Annotated in this window: 16 protein-coding genes; 2 read left to right on the top strand and 14 right to left on the bottom strand. The window is 39.1% G+C overall.

Annotated features, from left to right (window positions below; translation table 11 throughout):
* Nucleotides 1–91: 91 nt before the first annotated feature.
* The 8 genes from LC455_RS13380 to LC455_RS13345 form a co-directional block, all read right to left on the bottom strand.
* Nucleotides 92–1,390, bottom strand: coding sequence for a dihydrolipoamide acetyltransferase family protein (locus LC455_RS13380; RefSeq protein WP_223591498.1), 1,299 nt, complete (start codon nucleotides 1,388–1,390; stop codon nucleotides 92–94).
* Nucleotides 1,391–1,433: 43 nt separating this feature from the next.
* Complete coding sequence (locus LC455_RS13375; RefSeq protein WP_223591496.1) at nucleotides 1,434–2,417, bottom strand: alpha-ketoacid dehydrogenase subunit beta; 984 nt, start codon at nucleotides 2,415–2,417, stop codon at nucleotides 1,434–1,436.
* 2 nt (nucleotides 2,418–2,419) lie between these two features.
* Nucleotides 2,420–3,418 carry a thiamine pyrophosphate-dependent dehydrogenase E1 component subunit alpha gene (locus tag LC455_RS13370; protein WP_223591494.1) on the bottom strand — a complete coding sequence of 333 codons (999 nt, stop codon included), beginning with the start codon at nucleotides 3,416–3,418 and terminating at the stop codon, nucleotides 2,420–2,422.
* A gap of 39 nt (nucleotides 3,419–3,457) precedes the next feature.
* Nucleotides 3,458–4,879: a dihydrolipoyl dehydrogenase gene (lpdA, locus tag LC455_RS13365; protein WP_223591492.1), complete on the bottom strand. Its 1,422-nt coding sequence runs from the start codon at nucleotides 4,877–4,879 to the stop codon at nucleotides 3,458–3,460.
* 22 nt (nucleotides 4,880–4,901) lie between these two features.
* Nucleotides 4,902–6,005: a butyrate kinase gene (gene buk, locus LC455_RS13360; RefSeq protein ID WP_223591490.1), complete on the bottom strand. Its 1,104-nt coding sequence runs from the start codon at nucleotides 6,003–6,005 to the stop codon at nucleotides 4,902–4,904.
* A gap of 87 nt (nucleotides 6,006–6,092) precedes the next feature.
* Nucleotides 6,093–7,196 (bottom strand): branched-chain amino acid dehydrogenase, encoded by a 1,104-nt coding sequence (gene bcd / locus LC455_RS13355; protein ID WP_223591489.1) that lies wholly within the window; start codon nucleotides 7,194–7,196, stop codon nucleotides 6,093–6,095.
* Nucleotides 7,197–7,225: 29 nt separating this feature from the next.
* Nucleotides 7,226–8,131, bottom strand: a complete 906-nt coding sequence (gene yqiS, locus LC455_RS13350; RefSeq protein WP_223591488.1) for a phosphate butyryltransferase — start codon at nucleotides 8,129–8,131, stop codon at nucleotides 7,226–7,228.
* 132 nt (nucleotides 8,132–8,263) lie between these two features.
* Nucleotides 8,264–10,339: a sigma-54 interaction domain-containing protein gene (locus LC455_RS13345; RefSeq protein ID WP_223591487.1), complete on the bottom strand. Its 2,076-nt coding sequence runs from the start codon at nucleotides 10,337–10,339 to the stop codon at nucleotides 8,264–8,266.
* Nucleotides 10,340–10,521: 182 nt separating this feature from the next.
* Between LC455_RS13345 and LC455_RS13340 the strand changes: the two genes are divergently transcribed.
* A complete protein-coding gene (locus tag LC455_RS13340) occupies nucleotides 10,522–10,755 on the top strand; it encodes a DUF2627 domain-containing protein (protein ID WP_223591486.1) in 234 nt (77 codons plus the stop codon).
* A 13-nt stretch (nucleotides 10,756–10,768) separates the two neighbouring features.
* Here LC455_RS13340 and LC455_RS13335 read toward each other — a convergent pair whose 3' ends face one another.
* Nucleotides 10,769–11,497 carry a glycerophosphodiester phosphodiesterase gene (locus tag LC455_RS13335; RefSeq protein WP_223591485.1) on the bottom strand — a complete coding sequence of 243 codons (729 nt, stop codon included), beginning with the start codon at nucleotides 11,495–11,497 and terminating at the stop codon, nucleotides 10,769–10,771.
* Between the two features lie 38 nt (nucleotides 11,498–11,535).
* Between LC455_RS13335 and LC455_RS13330 the strand changes: the two genes are divergently transcribed.
* The gene (locus LC455_RS13330) at nucleotides 11,536–11,676 is read left to right on the top strand and encodes a YycC family protein (RefSeq protein WP_223591484.1); all 141 of its coding nucleotides are present in this window, start codon (nucleotides 11,536–11,538) and stop codon (nucleotides 11,674–11,676) included.
* Nucleotides 11,677–11,744: 68 nt separating this feature from the next.
* On the opposite strand, the gene spo0A is transcribed toward LC455_RS13330, so the two are convergent.
* From spo0A to LC455_RS13305, 5 genes are all read right to left on the bottom strand, one after another.
* Complete coding sequence (spo0A, locus tag LC455_RS13325; RefSeq protein ID WP_223591483.1) at nucleotides 11,745–12,539, bottom strand: sporulation transcription factor Spo0A; 795 nt, start codon at nucleotides 12,537–12,539, stop codon at nucleotides 11,745–11,747.
* A 285-nt stretch (nucleotides 12,540–12,824) separates the two neighbouring features.
* Nucleotides 12,825–14,114: a SpoIVB peptidase gene (gene spoIVB / locus LC455_RS13320; RefSeq protein WP_223591481.1), complete on the bottom strand. Its 1,290-nt coding sequence runs from the start codon at nucleotides 14,112–14,114 to the stop codon at nucleotides 12,825–12,827.
* A gap of 119 nt (nucleotides 14,115–14,233) precedes the next feature.
* Nucleotides 14,234–15,922, bottom strand: coding sequence for a DNA repair protein RecN (recN, locus tag LC455_RS13315; protein WP_223591479.1), 1,689 nt, complete (start codon nucleotides 15,920–15,922; stop codon nucleotides 14,234–14,236).
* Between the two features lie 15 nt (nucleotides 15,923–15,937).
* The gene (gene ahrC / locus LC455_RS13310) at nucleotides 15,938–16,387 is read right to left on the bottom strand and encodes a transcriptional regulator AhrC/ArgR (RefSeq protein ID WP_223591477.1); all 450 of its coding nucleotides are present in this window, start codon (nucleotides 16,385–16,387) and stop codon (nucleotides 15,938–15,940) included.
* A gap of 152 nt (nucleotides 16,388–16,539) precedes the next feature.
* Nucleotides 16,540–17,370 carry a TlyA family RNA methyltransferase gene (locus tag LC455_RS13305; protein ID WP_223591475.1) on the bottom strand — a complete coding sequence of 277 codons (831 nt, stop codon included), beginning with the start codon at nucleotides 17,368–17,370 and terminating at the stop codon, nucleotides 16,540–16,542.
* Nucleotides 17,371–17,373 lie beyond the last annotated feature (3 nt).

Below are 17,373 nucleotides of genomic sequence, written 5' to 3'. Positions count from 1 at the left end.
TTATAAAAATTCAATTAATTCTATTTTAGGATAGATATTGGGATGAAGCAATAAAAATAACCGCTGCCCAGAGCAGGCAGCGGGAAATTCCTTAATAAATGGATGTTGTGGATTTTGATGTATTTTCAATGATTTCCTTTACCCTTGCGAGGAAGCGGCCGCAAATGAGACCGTCCAATACGCGGTGGTCAAGTGACATACAAAGATTTACCATATCACGGACGGCAATCATGCCATTATTCATTACTACAGGTCGTTTGACAATGGATTCGACTTGAAGAATTGCCGCCTGCGGATAATTTATGATTCCCATTGATTGTACAGATCCAAATGAACCTGTGTTGTTGACGGTAAACGTCCCGCCCTGCATATCTTCTGAACGAAGTTTTCCAGTCCTCACTTTAACAGCTAATTCGGATATTTCACGTGCAATTCCTTTAACAGTTTTCTCGTCAGCATTTTTTATAACCGGTACAAATAAAGCATCATCCGTAGCAACAGCTATTGAAAGATTTATATCTTTCTTTTGGATAATTTTATCTCCGGCCCACATTGAATTGATTTGCGGGAATTCCTTAAGTGCTTGTGCTACAGCTTTTACAAAGAAGGCAAAGAAGGTTAAATTGAAGCCTTCTTTTTTCTTGAATTCATCCTTAAGGGCATTACGGTATTCTACGAGATTTGTTGCATCAACTTCAATCATCGTCCAGGCATGAGGTGCTTCATGCTTGCTTCGGAGCATATTGGAAGCAATCGCTTTACGAATGCCTGTAACCGGAATTTCAATATCACCTGCTGCGACTGGGATATTCGCTGCTGGAGCAGCGGAAACAGAAGATACCGGCTGACTTGTTGCTGCAGGTTGAACCACCTCTTGCTTTGCAGCCGCTGGCTGTTGTGGTTCTTCCACTTTTGAACCTGCCGCAGGAATCGTTCCGGATTCAATTAGTTTTAATAAATCTTTACGAGTAATCCGGCCGCCGGCTCCGGTGCCTGATACCTGTGTTAAATCAATGCCATGTTCTTGTGAAATTTTTAGAACAGCAGGTGAATAACGGGCTTTATTTCCTTGGTCCGCTTGAGGAGCTGCGACTGATTCAGTTGCTTCTGATTTTTGTTCCACCGAGATTGCCTCGGCACCATTGCCGCCTTCAATTTCGATTGTACAAATGATTTCTCCAACGGCTAATGTATCGCCTTCGCCGGCAATTAGTTCTTTAATCACACCTGTAAATGAGGATGGAACCTCTGCGTTTACTTTATCTGTCATAACCTCTGCGAGAGGGTCGTATTTATTCACTTTATCTCCGACGGAAACGAGCCACTTGCTTATCGTTCCCTCAGTAACACTTTCGCCTAACTGCGGCATTTTTATTTGTTCAATTGCCAATGGTGAAACCTCCTTAGTAAAACAATTCCATTAATTAAAAAAATTAATATTCAGCCAGCTCGCGCATTGCTTTTTCCACTTTATCAGGATTTACCATAAAGAACTTTTCCATTGTTGGAGAATATGGCATTGCTGGTACGTCAGGACCTGCTAGACGCATAATCGGTGCATCTAATTCAAATAAACAGTTTTCGGCAATTATCGCTGACACTTCACTAATAATGCTTCCTTCTTTATTGTCCTCCGTTACAAGCAACACTTTTCCTGTCTTTGAAGCGGCTTCAATAATGGCTTCTTTATCAAGTGGATAAACAGTACGCAGATCAAGAATATGAGTAGAAATTCCGTCCTTTGCTAATTTTTCAGCTGCCTGAAGGGCAAAATGAACACAAAGTCCGTATGTAATGACGGTGATATCTTCTCCTTCACGCTTTACATCGGCCTTTCCAATTGGCAATGTATAATCATCCGTTGGAACTTCTCCCTTAATTAAACGATAGGCACGTTTATGCTCAAAAAACAATACAGGGTCATTATCGCGGATAGCTGCTTTTAATAGCCCTTTAACATCATAAGGAGTAGAAGGCATGACAATTTTTAAGCCCGGCTGGTTAGCAAATACTGCTTCTACTGATTGGGAATGATAGAGCGCTCCATGAACTCCCCCGCCATATGGGGCACGAATGACCATAGGACAATGCCAGTCATTATTGGAACGAAAGCGAATTTTTGCAGCCTCCGAAATAATTTGATTGACAGCTGGCATGATAAAATCAGCAAATTGCATTTCCGCAATTGGACGCATTCCGTACATTGCTGCCCCAATTCCTACTCCAGCAATGGCTGATTCAGCTAACGGCGTATCAATAACGCGCTCTTCACCAAATTGTTCATATAAGCCTTGGGTAGCTTTAAATACCCCGCCCTTAACTCCAACGTCTTCACCAAGGACAAATACCTTAGGATCTCTCTCCATTTCTTCACGAATGGCCATTGTTACCGCATCAATATAAGAAATTACTGCCATGCCTATACTCCCTCCGCATAAACATATTTCAACGCATCTTCTGGTGCAGAATACGGAGCATTTTCAGCATAATCAGTTGCCTCGTTCACCAATTTCATCACACGATCGTTGATTTCTTTTTCCAAATCGTCATTCATTACTCCGGTTTCTTTTAAATAAGCTCCAAAAGTGATAATCGGGTCCTGTGTTTTCGCCTTGGCCACCTCATCCGGCGCCCGATAAGAACGATCATCATCATCGGAAGAGTGTGGTGTTAAACGGTAAGAAATAGTTTCAATCAGAGTTGGCCCCTCGCCGCGGCGACCTCGGTCGGCAGCTTCTTTTACCACTTTATAAACTTCTAATGGATCATTCCCATCAACCGTATATCCTGGCATTCCGTAACCAATTGCACGATCTGAAACCTTTTCACAGCCCAATTGCTTTTCTATCGGAACAGAGATAGCATATTTGTTGTTTTCGCACATAAAAATAACCGGAAGCTTATGTACACCCGCAAAATTTGCACCTTCATGGAAATCCCCCTGGTTTGAGGAACCTTCACCAAATGTAACAAACGTAACGAGGTCTTTTCTTTCCATTTTTCCAGCAAGAGCAACACCTACTGCGTGTGGAACTTGGGTAGTAACTGGCGAAGATCCAGTCACAATCCGGTTTTTCTTTTGGCCAAAGTGCCCAGGCATTTGACGTCCGCCTGAATTAGGATCTTCCGCTTTAGCAAATCCTGACAGCATAAGTTCTCTTGGTGTCATGCCGAATGTTAAAACAACTCCCATGTCGCGATAATATGGCAGTACATAATCTTTATCACGATCAAGGGCAAATGCTGCACCGACCTGAGCTGCCTCCTGTCCCTGACAAGAAATAACAAATGGAATTTTCCCAGCACGATTCAATAGCCACATCCGTTCGTCTATGCGGCGGGCTAAAAGCATCGTTTCATACATTTCCAATACTTTTCCGTCGCTTAACCCTAAAGCTTCATGACGCTTTTCTACCATTAATTTCTAACCTCCCAATTGTTCGTAAAAAAGTCTTTATTATGAATGAATTGCTTTTCCGTCCACTGCAAGCGCAGCTTCTCCAATGGCTTCAGATAATGTTGGGTGCGGATGAATTGTGTGGCCAATTTCCCAAGGTGTAGCATCTAAAACCATCGCAAGCCCAGCTTCAGAAATCATATCAGTTACATGAGGACCAATCATATGCACACCTAGAATATCATTGGTTTCTTCATCTGCAACAATTTTAACAAATCCATCTGATTCTCCAAAAACTAATGCTTTACCAATTGCCCTGAATGAAAACTTTCCGACCTTTACTTTATAGCCCTTTTCTATCGCTTGGTCCTCTGTAATCCCGACACTTGAAACTTCAGGGCTTGAATAAATACATCTTGAAACTAGATTGTAATCAAGATTTGAAGGATCTTTTCCAGCAATATGCTCAACGGCAATTATTCCTTCGTGGCTTGCCACATGTGCAAGCTGAAGACCGCCGATGACATCACCAATTGCATATATATGGGATTCCTTAGTTTGGTAAAATTCATTTGTAGATATAAAACCTTTTTCTACTTGTATTTCGGTGTTTTCAAGTCCAATTCCTTCTGTATTTGCTTGTCTGCCAACAGAAACAAGCAGTTTATCTGCTTTAAACTCTTTCACAGAACCTTTTACTTCCGCTGAAATGGCAACTCCATTATCTTTTACCATAGTTTCTGAAAGGACTTTTGCACTTGTTACCAGTTTAATCCCTTTTTTCTTCATTAAACGCTGCATTTCTTTAGAGATTTCCTTATCTTCTGTCGGGATGATTCGGTCAGCATACTCAATGACAGTTACTTCGACCCCGAAATCTGAAAGCATGGATGCCCATTCAATTCCAATTACACCGCCGCCAACAATAATGATCGAGTTTGGAAGCCCCTCGAGCTGTAGTGCTTCATCAGAGGACATAACATACTCCCCGTCAATTTCAAGTCCAGGAAGAGTTCTTGGTCTCGATCCAGTCGCCACAATCACATTTTTCGGTATTAGCATTTCGTTTTCAGATCCATTATTCATTTCAACGGAAATCGTTCCTGGCATTGGTGAAAAAATGGATGGTCCAAGGATACGTCCAAGACCTTCATAGACATCAATTTTCCCCTGCTTCATTAAATGCTGAACACCTTTATGTAACTGATCGATAATTTTATTTTTTCTTTCCTGAACCTTATTAAAATTAACAGAAACATCACCTGTGACAACACCGAAATCTTCACTATGTTTTGCTGTTGCGAAAACCTCTGCACTTCTTAGGAGTGCCTTACTTGGAATACACCCTTTATGAAGACATGTTCCTCCTAATTTTCCTTTTTCGACAATCGCAGTTTTTAACCCAAGCTGAGAAGCGCGAATGGCAGCTACATAACCGCCAGTTCCACCGCCAAGAATGACTAAATCATATTCTTGTGCCACTTAAAATTCCTCCCCATATTTCTTAAATATTTGCTGTTGTAAAATTCCCAGGGTAGACCTTTACCTCTTCTTCACCGCGCAAGACCCTGAAAGCCCCTTCTGCCAAAGCTTGAAGTTCATTTTCACCAGGATGGACAATAACATCGGCAATCCAATTTATTCTATCAGATATTTCTTTCACAAAATCTTTACCATAAGCAAGACCGCCTGTCAGCACAATGGCATCTACTTTACCAGCCAAAACGGCACTTGCCGCCCCAATTTCCTTAGCAACCTGATAGGCCATTGCATCATAGACAAGCTTGGCTTCCTTGTCACCAGAAGCAATCCTTTGTTCCACCTGAACGGCATCATTCGTTCCAAGGTATCCAACAAGTCCACCTTGACCAACAAGTTTCTTCATAATTTCTTCCCGGTAATATTCACCTGAATAACAAAGGGCAATTAAGTCTCCCGCCGGAACAGTCCCTGCTCGCTCTGGACTAAAAGGTCCATCACCATGGAGTCCGTTATTTACATCAATAACTTTTCCATTCTTATGAACGCCAACAGTAATGCCGCCGCCCATATGGGTTACGATTAAGTTCAACTCATTGTATTTTTTTCCTAGTTCTTTTGCGATTCTTCTTGCAACTGCCTTTTGATTTAAGGCATGAAAGATACTTTTTCTTTCAATTAAAGAGAACCCGGAAATTCTTGCTATTGGATCGAGTTCATCGACAACAACCGGATCTACAATATATGCAGGAATATTAAGACCTGCCGCAATTTCGTAAGCAATGATACCGCCAAGGTTCGATGCATGCTGTCCGGAAAAACCGGCCCTTAAGTCTTTTAGCATCAAGTCATTGACTGCATAGGTACCACCCTCAATTGGACGGAGTAATCCGCCCCTGCCGCATACGGCACTTAATTTGGAAATATTTATTCCTTCTTTATCCAGTGTTTCCAAAATAGTGGACTTTCTAAAATCGTACTGTTCAATAATATTGGAAAAAGAATTGATTATTTCTGCATCATGGCGGATTGTTTTTTCAAAAATAGAAATTTCATTATCGAAGACTCCAATCTTTGTTGATGTCGAGCCTGGGTTGATGACGAGAATTCGATATTCTTTATCTGGCAACGTTTTAACCTCCAATTAGGAAAATTCGCTTTATTAAAGGCAAAGACGCTGAATTTCTCATTCAGCGTTCTTCCCCAGCCTTATGTCTTATCTTGAGATTCTATGGCTTAGAATGTGATGGCCATTTTGCAGGAATTGGCTTCTTGAATTACGTATTTTTGCAATTCTCTCTTCTGCCATCCGATCAGCAGCAACATATGTTGGGATACCATCACGTTTAGAAATTTCAATTACTTTTTCGATCGTTGTATAGAGCTGCTCTACTTTTTTCATCGCACGTTCCTGGTTGTATCCATATAGCTCGTCGGCTACATTTATAACTCCTCCGGCATTAATAACATAATCCGGAGCATAAACAATACCCATTTCATGAATGATATCGCCGTGACGGGTGTCTTTTAACTGATTATTGGCTGAACCTGCAATAACCTTTGCTTTCAGTTGTGGAATAGTATCGTCATTAATTGTTGCCCCAAGAGCACATGGAGCATATATATCACACTCTACACTATAAATTTCATTAGGGTCTACAGCACGCGCACCAAATGCTTCCACGGCACGATTAACAGCCTCTTTATTAATATCTGTAACAATAAGCTGAGCGCCTTCTTTATGCAAATATTCGCAAAGAGTGTAGGCTACATTTCCTACACCTTGCACTGAAACCACTTTTCCTTCAAGTGAATCTGTTCCGAAGGCTTCTTTGGCTGCGGCTTTCATTCCACGGTAAACACCGTATGCGGTTACCGGTGAAGGATTTCCGGAAGAGCCGAAAGCTGGCGAAATTCCCGTTACATAATCTGTTTCTTCATGGATTAAATCCATGTCAGCCACTGTGGTACCAACATCTTCTGCTGTAATATATCGGCCATTCAGACCCTGAATATATCGGCCAAAGGCACGGAACATTTCTTCGTTCTTATCTTTGCGAGGGTCACCAATGATTACTGTTTTACCTCCGCCAAGATTTAAACCTGCCGCAGCATTTTTATAAGTCATTCCTTTTGCGAGGCGAAGAGCATCTTCAATGGCTGCTTCCTCAGATTCATATGTCCACATGCGGGTTCCGCCTAATGCTGGTCCAAGAGTTGTATCGTGAATAGCTATTATAGCTTTTAATCCTGACTGCTTATCTTGGCAAAATACCACTTGCTCATAATCATATTTCTCTAAGTACTTGAAAATTTCCATTATCTTATTCCTCCTCGAATGTTAACCTTCTATTTTGATACGCAGCATAATGCAAGTGCAAGCGAGTATAGTTTACTTTCTGCAGAATCAGCTCTGGAAGTCAGGACAATCGGCGCACGGGCCCCGGCAATTATTGCCCCAACCTTGGCTTTAGCAAAATAAATTAATGATTTATATAAGATATTACCTGCCTCAATAGTAGGCACCAATAAAATATCGGCTTTTCCAGCGACTTCACTTTGAATTCCTTTATGCTCTGCTGCAAGCTCCGAAACGGCATTATCTAATGCCAATGGTCCATCGACTATGCAGCCGGAAATTTGCCCACGTTTATTCATCACCGTTAAAGCAGCTGCATCCAAAGTAGGCTGCATAACTGGATTAATTACTTCTACTGCAGCAATCGGTGCCACTTTCGGTATTTCAATTCCAATTGACTTCGCTATAGATACAGCATTTTTTGTAATTTGTGCCTTTTGTTCTAAATCTGGAGTAATATTCATACCAGCATCTGTCACAATTGTAAATCGATCAAAGCCAGGTATCTCAAAAACCGCTACATGGGACAGGACATTTCCTGTTCTTAGCCCATATTCCTTATTTAAAACTGCTTTTAATAAAGTGCTTGTTGGAATATTGCCTTTCATCAATACATCTGCCTTTTTGTTAAAAACGGCTCTGACGGCCAATTCAGCAGCTGATGTGTTTGATTCAGCATGAATGATCTCCAAATTGTTTGAAACTTTTTTACCATGTTTTTTCAATTCCAAAATGGTTTTGATTTTTTCCTTATCACCAAATAATATGAAATTTGCGAGATTTCGGTTAAGAGCATCCAAAACAGCTTCAATAACTTCTTCATCCTCTGCAGCTGCAACGGCCACTGTTTTAGCACTAACCTGGGTTGCTTTGTCTATTAGTGATTCAAGCAACAAGTTGTCATCAACCCCTTCTCCTGTTTCTTCCACTCCGATATATTACAATGCAAGTTCTATGCCAAACTAAAACACAATGAAAACGCTTTATTTTTAAATTTCCTTCATGCAAAAAATTTCACACCATGAAATTTATTGCGTGATATTTTTTTCAAGATTGTATTTTTCCAGTTTATAATATAAATTCCTAACAGACAAACCAAGGGTTTTAGCTGTTAAAGTTTTATTGCCCTTTAATCGGCTTAGTGTTTGCTGAATAATATTCGCTTCATATTCTTCCATCATTTCGGAAAGTGTACGATCTACTGTAAAGGACTCACTTTCGTTTGTTGAATTTAGTTCTTGTCCTGATTTTTTATTTTTTAATTCAGGCAAGTGATGAACATCGATTAAGGTTTCATAATAATTCATAAAAATAATCGCTCTGCCAAGAATATTTTCCAATTCTCTTACATTGCCAGGCCAATCATACCCCATCAACTGCAACAAGGCTGCTTGGGTAACTCCTTCAACATTTCGTCCGTAATCTCGATTAATCTTTTGAATCAACCTTTCACATAATAACGGAATTTCATCTTTGCGTTTTCGTAAGGGAGGAATGTGGATTGGCATGCGATTTAAACGATAATATAAGTCTTCCCTAAACGTTCCTTTAGCAATACCCTTTTCTAGATTGACATTTGTCGCTGCAATAATCCTAACATTGATTGTGATTGGTTTTGTTCCACCCACACGGATGATTTCATTCTCCTGTAATACCCTAAGCAGCTTTGCCTGAGTATTGGCAGAAAGTTCACCGATTTCATCGAGAAATATACTCCCATTATTTGCTTCCTCAAAAAAGCCTGTCTTTCCTCCTCTTATTGCACCAGAAAAAGCACCTTCTTCGTAGCCGAACAATTCGCTTTCAAGCAAGGATTCCGATATAGCAGCACAATTAACACGGATAAATTTGTTATATTTACGATCGCTCGCATTATGTATAGCATGGGCAAATAACTCTTTTCCCGTTCCTGACTCACCGCGAAGAAGGACTGTGGCAGGAGTTTTGGCTCCAAGCTTTGCCTGTTCGACTGCTAAGGTCATTTCGTCCGATTTTCCGATGATATCCTCAAATGTGTATTTTGCCTCCAGCTTCCGAATCAACTGTCTAGCACGGCTCAATTCCCTGCTGAGCGATTTCATTTCAGACATATCATGGATAACGCCGACACTTCCCTTTAATTTCCCCTTTACGATAATAGGCGCTACATTAACGATTACTTCTTTTTTGTTCGGTCCAACTCGCATCGCTACGCCACGAACTGCCCTTCTTGTTTGCAGCACCTTCATATGCATACTTTCACCTTCAGAAATATCGGTGGTTGCCGGCTGGCCGATAACCTGTTCTTTTGTAAGCCCAGTTATTCGGGTATAGGCAGGATTTATCAGGAGTCCCCGGCCATCTTCATCCACAACCGAAATCGCATCATCGCTTGAGTGGATTATGGCTTGCAGCATCGTTTGTATTTCTTTTAGATCCGTGATTTCTTCGGCAAGATTTACAACCTCTGTAATGTCTTTAAAAACAGCGAAAGCCCCTATTAAGGTTCCATTTTCCTCAATAATCGGAATACGAGTAGTAATAATTTTTTTACCATTCCTTAAGATCATTTCTTGGTTAGACTCAATCCTTCTGGTTTCGAGGATATGCGGCAGACGGCTATGCGGGATAACTTCAACGACAAATTTCCCAATTGCCTCATCTTTCTTGACTCCCATTATTTCTTCTGCCCGTCTATTAAATAAAATGACCTTTCCAAATTTATCAATGACAACCATCCCATCATTTGTAGCGTTAAAAATTAATTCTTGCTGATAGGATTCATTCTGGTGCTTTTCGATGAGTTCTTCTTTTTCTTCCATCAGCCTTGCCACGAGGAAGGCTACACTACCTGGAATTAAAACTGTTTTTTTATTTTTGGTGTCCCGTATTTCTTGAAAAACTTCATCATTGCCTGTAACTTCAATAATGATATCTATGTTTTCGTTTAGAAATGACTGCCAGCATGTCCCTGTTTTAATACCTTCTTCTTGTGCCATTTGTATACCTGGTGCATCCAAATTTCGATCAACAACGGCATGAAGGTTTAGCATTTCTGACTCCTTTAATATTTTCAAGATTGCTGTACCACCCTTACCGGCTCCTACAATCATGACATTTTGCATTTTTCCCACCCTTTCATATTAAGAAAATCTTTTCATTCCTTACAGGAAAAATATGCAACTTTTTTCAGTATCTATTTTATAACCAAATACTAATCTTGACAAATTTCAACTATGTAATAATATTTTCATGAGTTATAATTTAGATGTGCTTATTTAAATTACAATTTGGAAGGATTTCGTTCATGAGCAGGATTATTGCCCTTATTATAGTATTGATCCCTGGTGTTTTGGCTGCAGTTGGAATAAAATTAATGCGAGATATGACCTTCGGGATTCTTCAAGCACCATTTCCTAAATTATGGCTTCAATTTCTCGTTGGATTAGTCTTTTTCATTGGAGGTCTTGGTTTTGTTGCCGGATTCATCCTCCATCGCGACCGAAAAAGAAATAAGGTACAAACTAAATTTAAAAAATAAAAAAAGAGGCCAGTTATGGTCTCTTTTCATATTGCTTTCTTATTCGTAAAGCTTTTACTGGGTCATCGGTAATAAAAGCGGTACAATTAATATTAAAGAACCGGTGCATATCCGCATCCTTATTAACAGTATAGGGCCGAACTGCTATCCCATTTTGCATTGTATTGATAAAAATGTTATCTGACATGGAAGAATGCTTTGGATGAATCCCTTTTGCCCTAATAGCTTGAGAGTATATCCACGGCATATAAATTCCTTCAATAAACAGAGGGGCCGTTTCAATTTCGGGCGCTAAACGATAACTTTGAACAATACTATAGTGATTAAACGATGAAATGATAATCCTATCTGATAGACCATATTTCCAAATAAGCTTAATAACCTTTTCTTCGATTCCTTCATAAGGAATCAGGCCATTTTTTAATTCAATATTACAAATTAGTTTGTTTGTATTAAGCCATTCTAGCACTTCCGCTAAAGAAGGAATCGATTCCTTTTTGAGACCATTTTTATTGGCGTTAAGTTTTCTAATATCTTTAAATAAAAAATCCTTAACAAATCCTTTTCCCGTCGTGGTTCGATCGACTTTTTCATCATGGATGACGACAATTTCGCCATCTTTTGTTAATTGAACATCCAGTTCTAGTCCGTCTGCACCCGCTTTTTCTGCTTCAATAAAGGCACCCATTGTATTTTCAGCAAATAAAGCAGAGTAACCACGGTGCGCGAAAATTTGTGTCAATTTTTTCACATCCCAACTAAAAATATGGAGGATTCCAAATGAAACCATTACAATTATCACCTGATACTGCCCTAAAGCTTGCACAGAAATTAAATATTCCTCTTGAACAGCTTATGCACATGCCACAGCATATTCTCATTCAAAAGCTAATGGAAATGGAAAAGGATAAGAATAATTAACAATTAAAAGCAAAAAAAGCCTTCATTTATCCAAAATGAAGGCTTTTTAATTTAATTTACTCTTCCTTTCAAGAAGCCTTATGCTCTAAGCGAAGTTTATCAGCAACCATGGCGATAAATTCAGAGTTCGTCGGCTTTGCTTTTGACATACTGACAGTATATCCGAACAATGAAGAAATAGAGTCGATATTGCCGCGGCTCCAAGCCACTTCAATTGCATGTCGGATCGCACGTTCTACACGGCTGGCTGTTGTATTATATTTCTTTGCGATGTCTGGATATAAAACCTTAGTAATCGAGCCAAGCAGCTCGATATCGTTATAAACCATCGAAATCGCTTCTCTTAAGTATAAATAACCTTTAATATGGGCGGGTACTCCGATTTCATGGATGATGCTCGTAATGCTGGCATCAAGATTTTTGGGTTTTTGTTCGGATTGGGAACGATAATTTGTTGCCGGAGCCTTGCGTGTGGTAAATAAATTACTGCTTCCGCTAACTTGTCTTATATGACTGCCTAAATTCTCCATATCAAAAGGTTTAAGGATAAAGTAAGAGGCCCCAAGTTCAACCGCTTTTTTGGTTACATCCTCTTGACCAAATGCAGTCAGCATAATGACATTTGGCAGGACTCCTTTTTTTAGTTCACGAAGGCGTCCTAAAACCGCTAAACCATCAAGATGCGGCATGATAATATCTAAAACGAGAACATCAGGATCTGTATTACTTAACATTTCTAAACATTCCTGACCATTATGAGCAATACCTACTACTTCCATATCATCCTGGGACGAAATATAGTCCTCTAATAATCCAACTAGTTCCCTATTGTCATCAACGACACATACTTTTATTTTTTTCAACTCCGGTTCCTCCTTAACTCGACTCATTAATCTCTATTTCAATTTCAATCCATATTCTCAGTAAGCTCTTAATTCTATTCTAAATTAGAAATTCGACAATGCAACAAAAAATCCTCTCATTTTTTTAATATTTCTTAAATTAGTGATAAAATCTTATCTTTTCTTTGTTTTTCTCGTCCTTTCGACGAAAATCGCATTTTTTCCAATTTATAACTGGTATTTGTCGAAAAAACGTTATATAAGAAAAGAAGCAAAATAGGGAATTTTACCTATTTTGCTCAATTATCAACTCGCTTTATTTTTTGGCATATCATATATGTTAATTCCAGCTTCATTTAGCATCCATTCAATATGAACCCCATAACCCGAGGTTGGATCATTAACAAAGACATGTGTCACTGCTCCGACAAGCTTACCATCCTGAATAATTGGACTTCCACTCATTCCTTGAACGATTCCTCCCGTTTTTTCAAGCAGCTTAGGGTCGGTTACTTTTATGACCATGCCTTTTGTAGCTGGAAACTTTTGCGGGATTGTGCTGACAATTTCAATATTAAATTCTTCAACTTTGTCATTATTTACAACCGTTAAAATTTTTGCTGGCCCTTCTTTTACTTGATGGGATAAAGCAATTGGCAATGGTTTATCTAACACACCATTTTTTAAATCCTTATTTAATTCACCAAAAATTCCAAATGGGCTATTCTTAGTAATATTACCGACAATTTCTCGGTCCGAAGAGAAACGCGCAAGCTTTTCACCCGGATCTCCATTACTCCCTTTTTCAATTGATGTTACGGTTGACCTTACAATTTGACCATCTTCTACAACAATCGGCTTTTTCGTATCCATATCTGAAATGACATGGCCAAGAGCACCATATTTTTTGGACTGCGGATGAATAAAAGTCATCGTCCCAATCCCAGCAGCAGAATCTCTAATATACAATCCAAGCTTATAACTATTTTCTTCTTTATCCTTTAATGGGGTAAGTTTAGTCTTAAATTTGCCGCTTTCTCGGCTAATCATCATATCTAATGCTTTGCCATCCTGTCCAGCAGCTTGTACGAATGGTGCTACATCTGTCATTTTTTCAATTTTATTTCCATTGATCTCTGTGATGATATCTCCAACTTTAATTCCTGCAATTTCACCTGGAGACTTTTTTCCATTTGATGTGTTAACTAAGTGGTGGCCGACAACCAAAACTCCTACCGTATTCAATTTTACACCGATTGATTGACCGCCTGGGATAACACGGAAATCTTTTAAGACATGTACATCAACCTTTTTAATGGGGATACCGGCATATTCTAAAAGCATTTCATTTTTGCCTTTTTCAGAAGCCTTTACAGAAACCGAATGTTTTTCCTGTTCAAGTGTGATTGTGGAATTGTGAGAAACTAATGAGGCTGAAACCGGGACAGCCTTTTGAAATGTGTAATCTTGTCCTTCAAAAACAGTGATTGTTTTAGGTACACTTAAATATTGTTGCAATGGCTGAAAAAAAATAAGGCTAATTAATGAAACAAGGAGAATTCCACCAATAATTTTTCTAATTATCTCTAACCTCAAACTTTTCACTCTCCTCGCTTCTAGTTACAACTTAAATGGCTACATCTATAATTTTGCCTCCTTGACAATCATTTATAACTTCGTTCTACATAAAAAAGCTACCCAGAATGGATAGCTTTTCAATTTTTTTTATTTATTTCTGCTAATTGCAATAATTCCTCGGCATGTTTTTTGGTTAAATCGGTTATTTCCACACCAGAAATCATCCGTCCGATTTCTTTTATTTTTTCTTCAATATTCAGTGGAGAAACGGAGGTTTTTGTTCTTCCTCCTTTAATGATCTTCGAAATAAATAAATGCGTATCCGCCATAGCCGCAACTTGAGGCAAATGAGAAATACATAAAACCTGGGAATCAGAAGCTACTTTATAAATTTTTTCGGCAATTGCCTGAGCCACTCTGCCACTAACCCCCGTATCTACTTCATCAAAAATAATGGAAGTGACGCCTTGATGTTTAGAAAAAATACTTTTTAATGCAAGCATGATACGTGATAATTCCCCGCCAGAAGCAACCTTTGATAATGGTTTTACCGGTTCTCCCGGATTGGTACTAATATAAAATTGAACATGATCAACACCTGTTTTAGAAAAATGCTCGATATCTGGCTCAAAGCGAATCTCAAATACGGTTTTCGCCATGTATAATTCTTTCAATTCTTTATGTATTAATTTCGTCAGCTTTTCTGCCCATTTTTTACGAAGTTCAGTTAATTGCTTTGCTTCAAGGCTCAAATCCTTTTTGATGGAAGCTAATTCCTTTTCTAATTCCTCAATATGTGTTTCCTTGTTTTGCAACGTTTCAATCTCTTCTTCGATTTTAGCGGAATACTCCACTATTTCATTAATGGTTTTTCCGTATTTACGTTTTAGTTGGTTAATTTCATTTAAACGATCTTCAATTTCATTTAACCTTTGCGGATCGAACTCTAATACGTCTAGTTCATTTCTTAACGACCGGGCAGCATCCTCTAGTTGATAAAAGCTATTGGAGACCGATTCATAAATTTCTTTATAAGCATTATCGAGGGAAGCTGCATCTTCAAGATGCCCCATGACCAAACTAATCCAATCGAGTCCTTTTTGTTCTCCATTTAAGCCATTATAACCTGATTGTACAGCCGCAAATACCTTTTCAAAATTCCCCAGTCTCTTCTTTTCTTCATACAAATCTTCGTCTTCCTGGGGCTTTAAATTTGCTTTTTGGATTTCATCTAACTGAAATACGATTAAATCCAGACGATGGGCCGTTTGTTGATCATTATCACTTAAGGATTTAAGCTTTTGCCTAGTTTGTTCATATCGGCGGAAAACTTCCTGATATTCTTCAAGTGATGGCAGGATTTCTTCTGTACCAAATTGATCAAGCAGTGGTAAATGCCAAGTTTCATCCATTAATTCTTGGTGTTCATGTTGTCCGTGAATATCCACCAGGGCAGCCCCAATTTCACGAAGTGTAGAAATGGTTACGAGCTTGCCATTTATACGGCATACGCTTTTTCCAGTCTTAGCAATATCACGACGTAAAATGACCATTCCTTCTTCGATATCAATCCCGAACTCCATTGCTTTGAATATTACTGGATGTTGTGGATCATCTATTTGAAATAACCCTTCAATTTCTGCCTTTTCTTCTCCATGGCGGACAAATTCCGCTGATCCCCTTCCGCCAACGAGGAGATGAATAGCATCAATGATAATAGATTTTCCAGCGCCTGTTTCTCCTGTTAAAACGGTTAAACCTTTTTTAAAAGAAATCGTTAAGTTCTCAATTATCGCGAAATTTTTAATTGATAATTCTGCTAACAAGGACCTCTCCCCCAATTAAAGCATGTCCAGGAACCGATTGGTTATCACTTCTGTATCCTCAGGTGTTCGGCAAATAATAAGCATCGTATCATCACCGCATATGGTTCCTAATATTTCGTCCCAATCCAAGTTATCGATGAGAGCACCAATAGCCATAGCATTTCCCGGCAGGCATTTCATAACTAGTAAATGTCCTGCTGAATCAATTCGAACAAATGCGTCTATTAATGATCTTTTTAGCTTTTGTAATGGATTAAATCGCTGATCAGCCGGTAAGCTGTACTTATATCGCCCGTCACTTAGAGGTACCTTTACAAGGTGTAACTCTTTAATATCCCTGGAGACGGTCGCCTGAGTAACATTATAGCCTGCATTTTTTAGTTCATCGACTAAATCGTCCTGTGTTTCAATATCATTGGTGGCAATAATTTCTCTAATCTTTATATGTCGTTGCCCTTTATTCATCACTTTCACCTCGTAGTGGTTAAAACAACTGAGTATTTTGTTCTATTTTGTCGCATCTACTCATATGTTAGCCCATTTTTCAATCCTTGTACATTTTTTTCTTAATAAATATGCAATGAAATACAAAAAAAGGGTAAGCGAACCTACCCTTGTTATTCTTGCTTTGTATGGAATTCTCTATGTGCTTCCTTCACTATATCGCCCGGCAAAATCGGCAACAGGTTTACTCCCGCCTCTCTTTCACCTTCCCATTTCAGATGAAGAAGAAACTCTATGTTCCCATCCCCGCCAGTAATAGGTGAATAGGACAAGTTCATAATTGTAAACCCTTGTTGAATAGAAAAATGAATAATTTTATCAATCACTTGAAGGTGAACTTTTTCATCCCTTACAATACCCTTTTTGCCCACTTGCTCTCTACCGGCCTCAAATTGTGGCTTAATAAGGGCAATTATGTCACTCCCTGGTATTAAGAGTGTTTTCAGTACAGGCAGAATTAAAGTTAAAGATATAAATGAAACATCAATGGAGGCAAAATTCGGCATTTCTCCGTTCAAATCAGCTGGTGTAACATAGCGAAAATTTGTTCTTTCCATGACAACGACTCTATCATCTTGGCGCAGCTTCCAGGCAAGCTGATTGTAGCCAACATCAAGGGCGTACGACATTTTTGCCCCATTTTGCAGGGCACAATCCGTAAACCCCCCAGTGGAAGCCCCAATGTCTAACAGAACCTTGTCCTGAATATTTACCTCAAAGGATTTTAATGCCTTTTCAAGCTTTAATCCTCCTCGGCTGACATATGGCAGCATATTGCCTTTAATATTAAGTGGGATATCCGTTTTAACTTTTTCACCTGGCTTATCCAAGCGCTCTTCGTTTGTATAAACCAAACCTGCCATTATCGCCCTTTTCGCCTTTTCGCGTGTTTCAATTAATCCCCGTTCCACAAGTAAAACATCTAAACGTTCTTTATTTTTCATTTT

The sequence above is a fragment of the Neobacillus bataviensis genome, assembly GCF_019969725.1.
The sequence above is the reverse complement of the archived record's forward strand: the minus strand, read 5'-3'. Positions and strand labels throughout refer to the sequence as shown.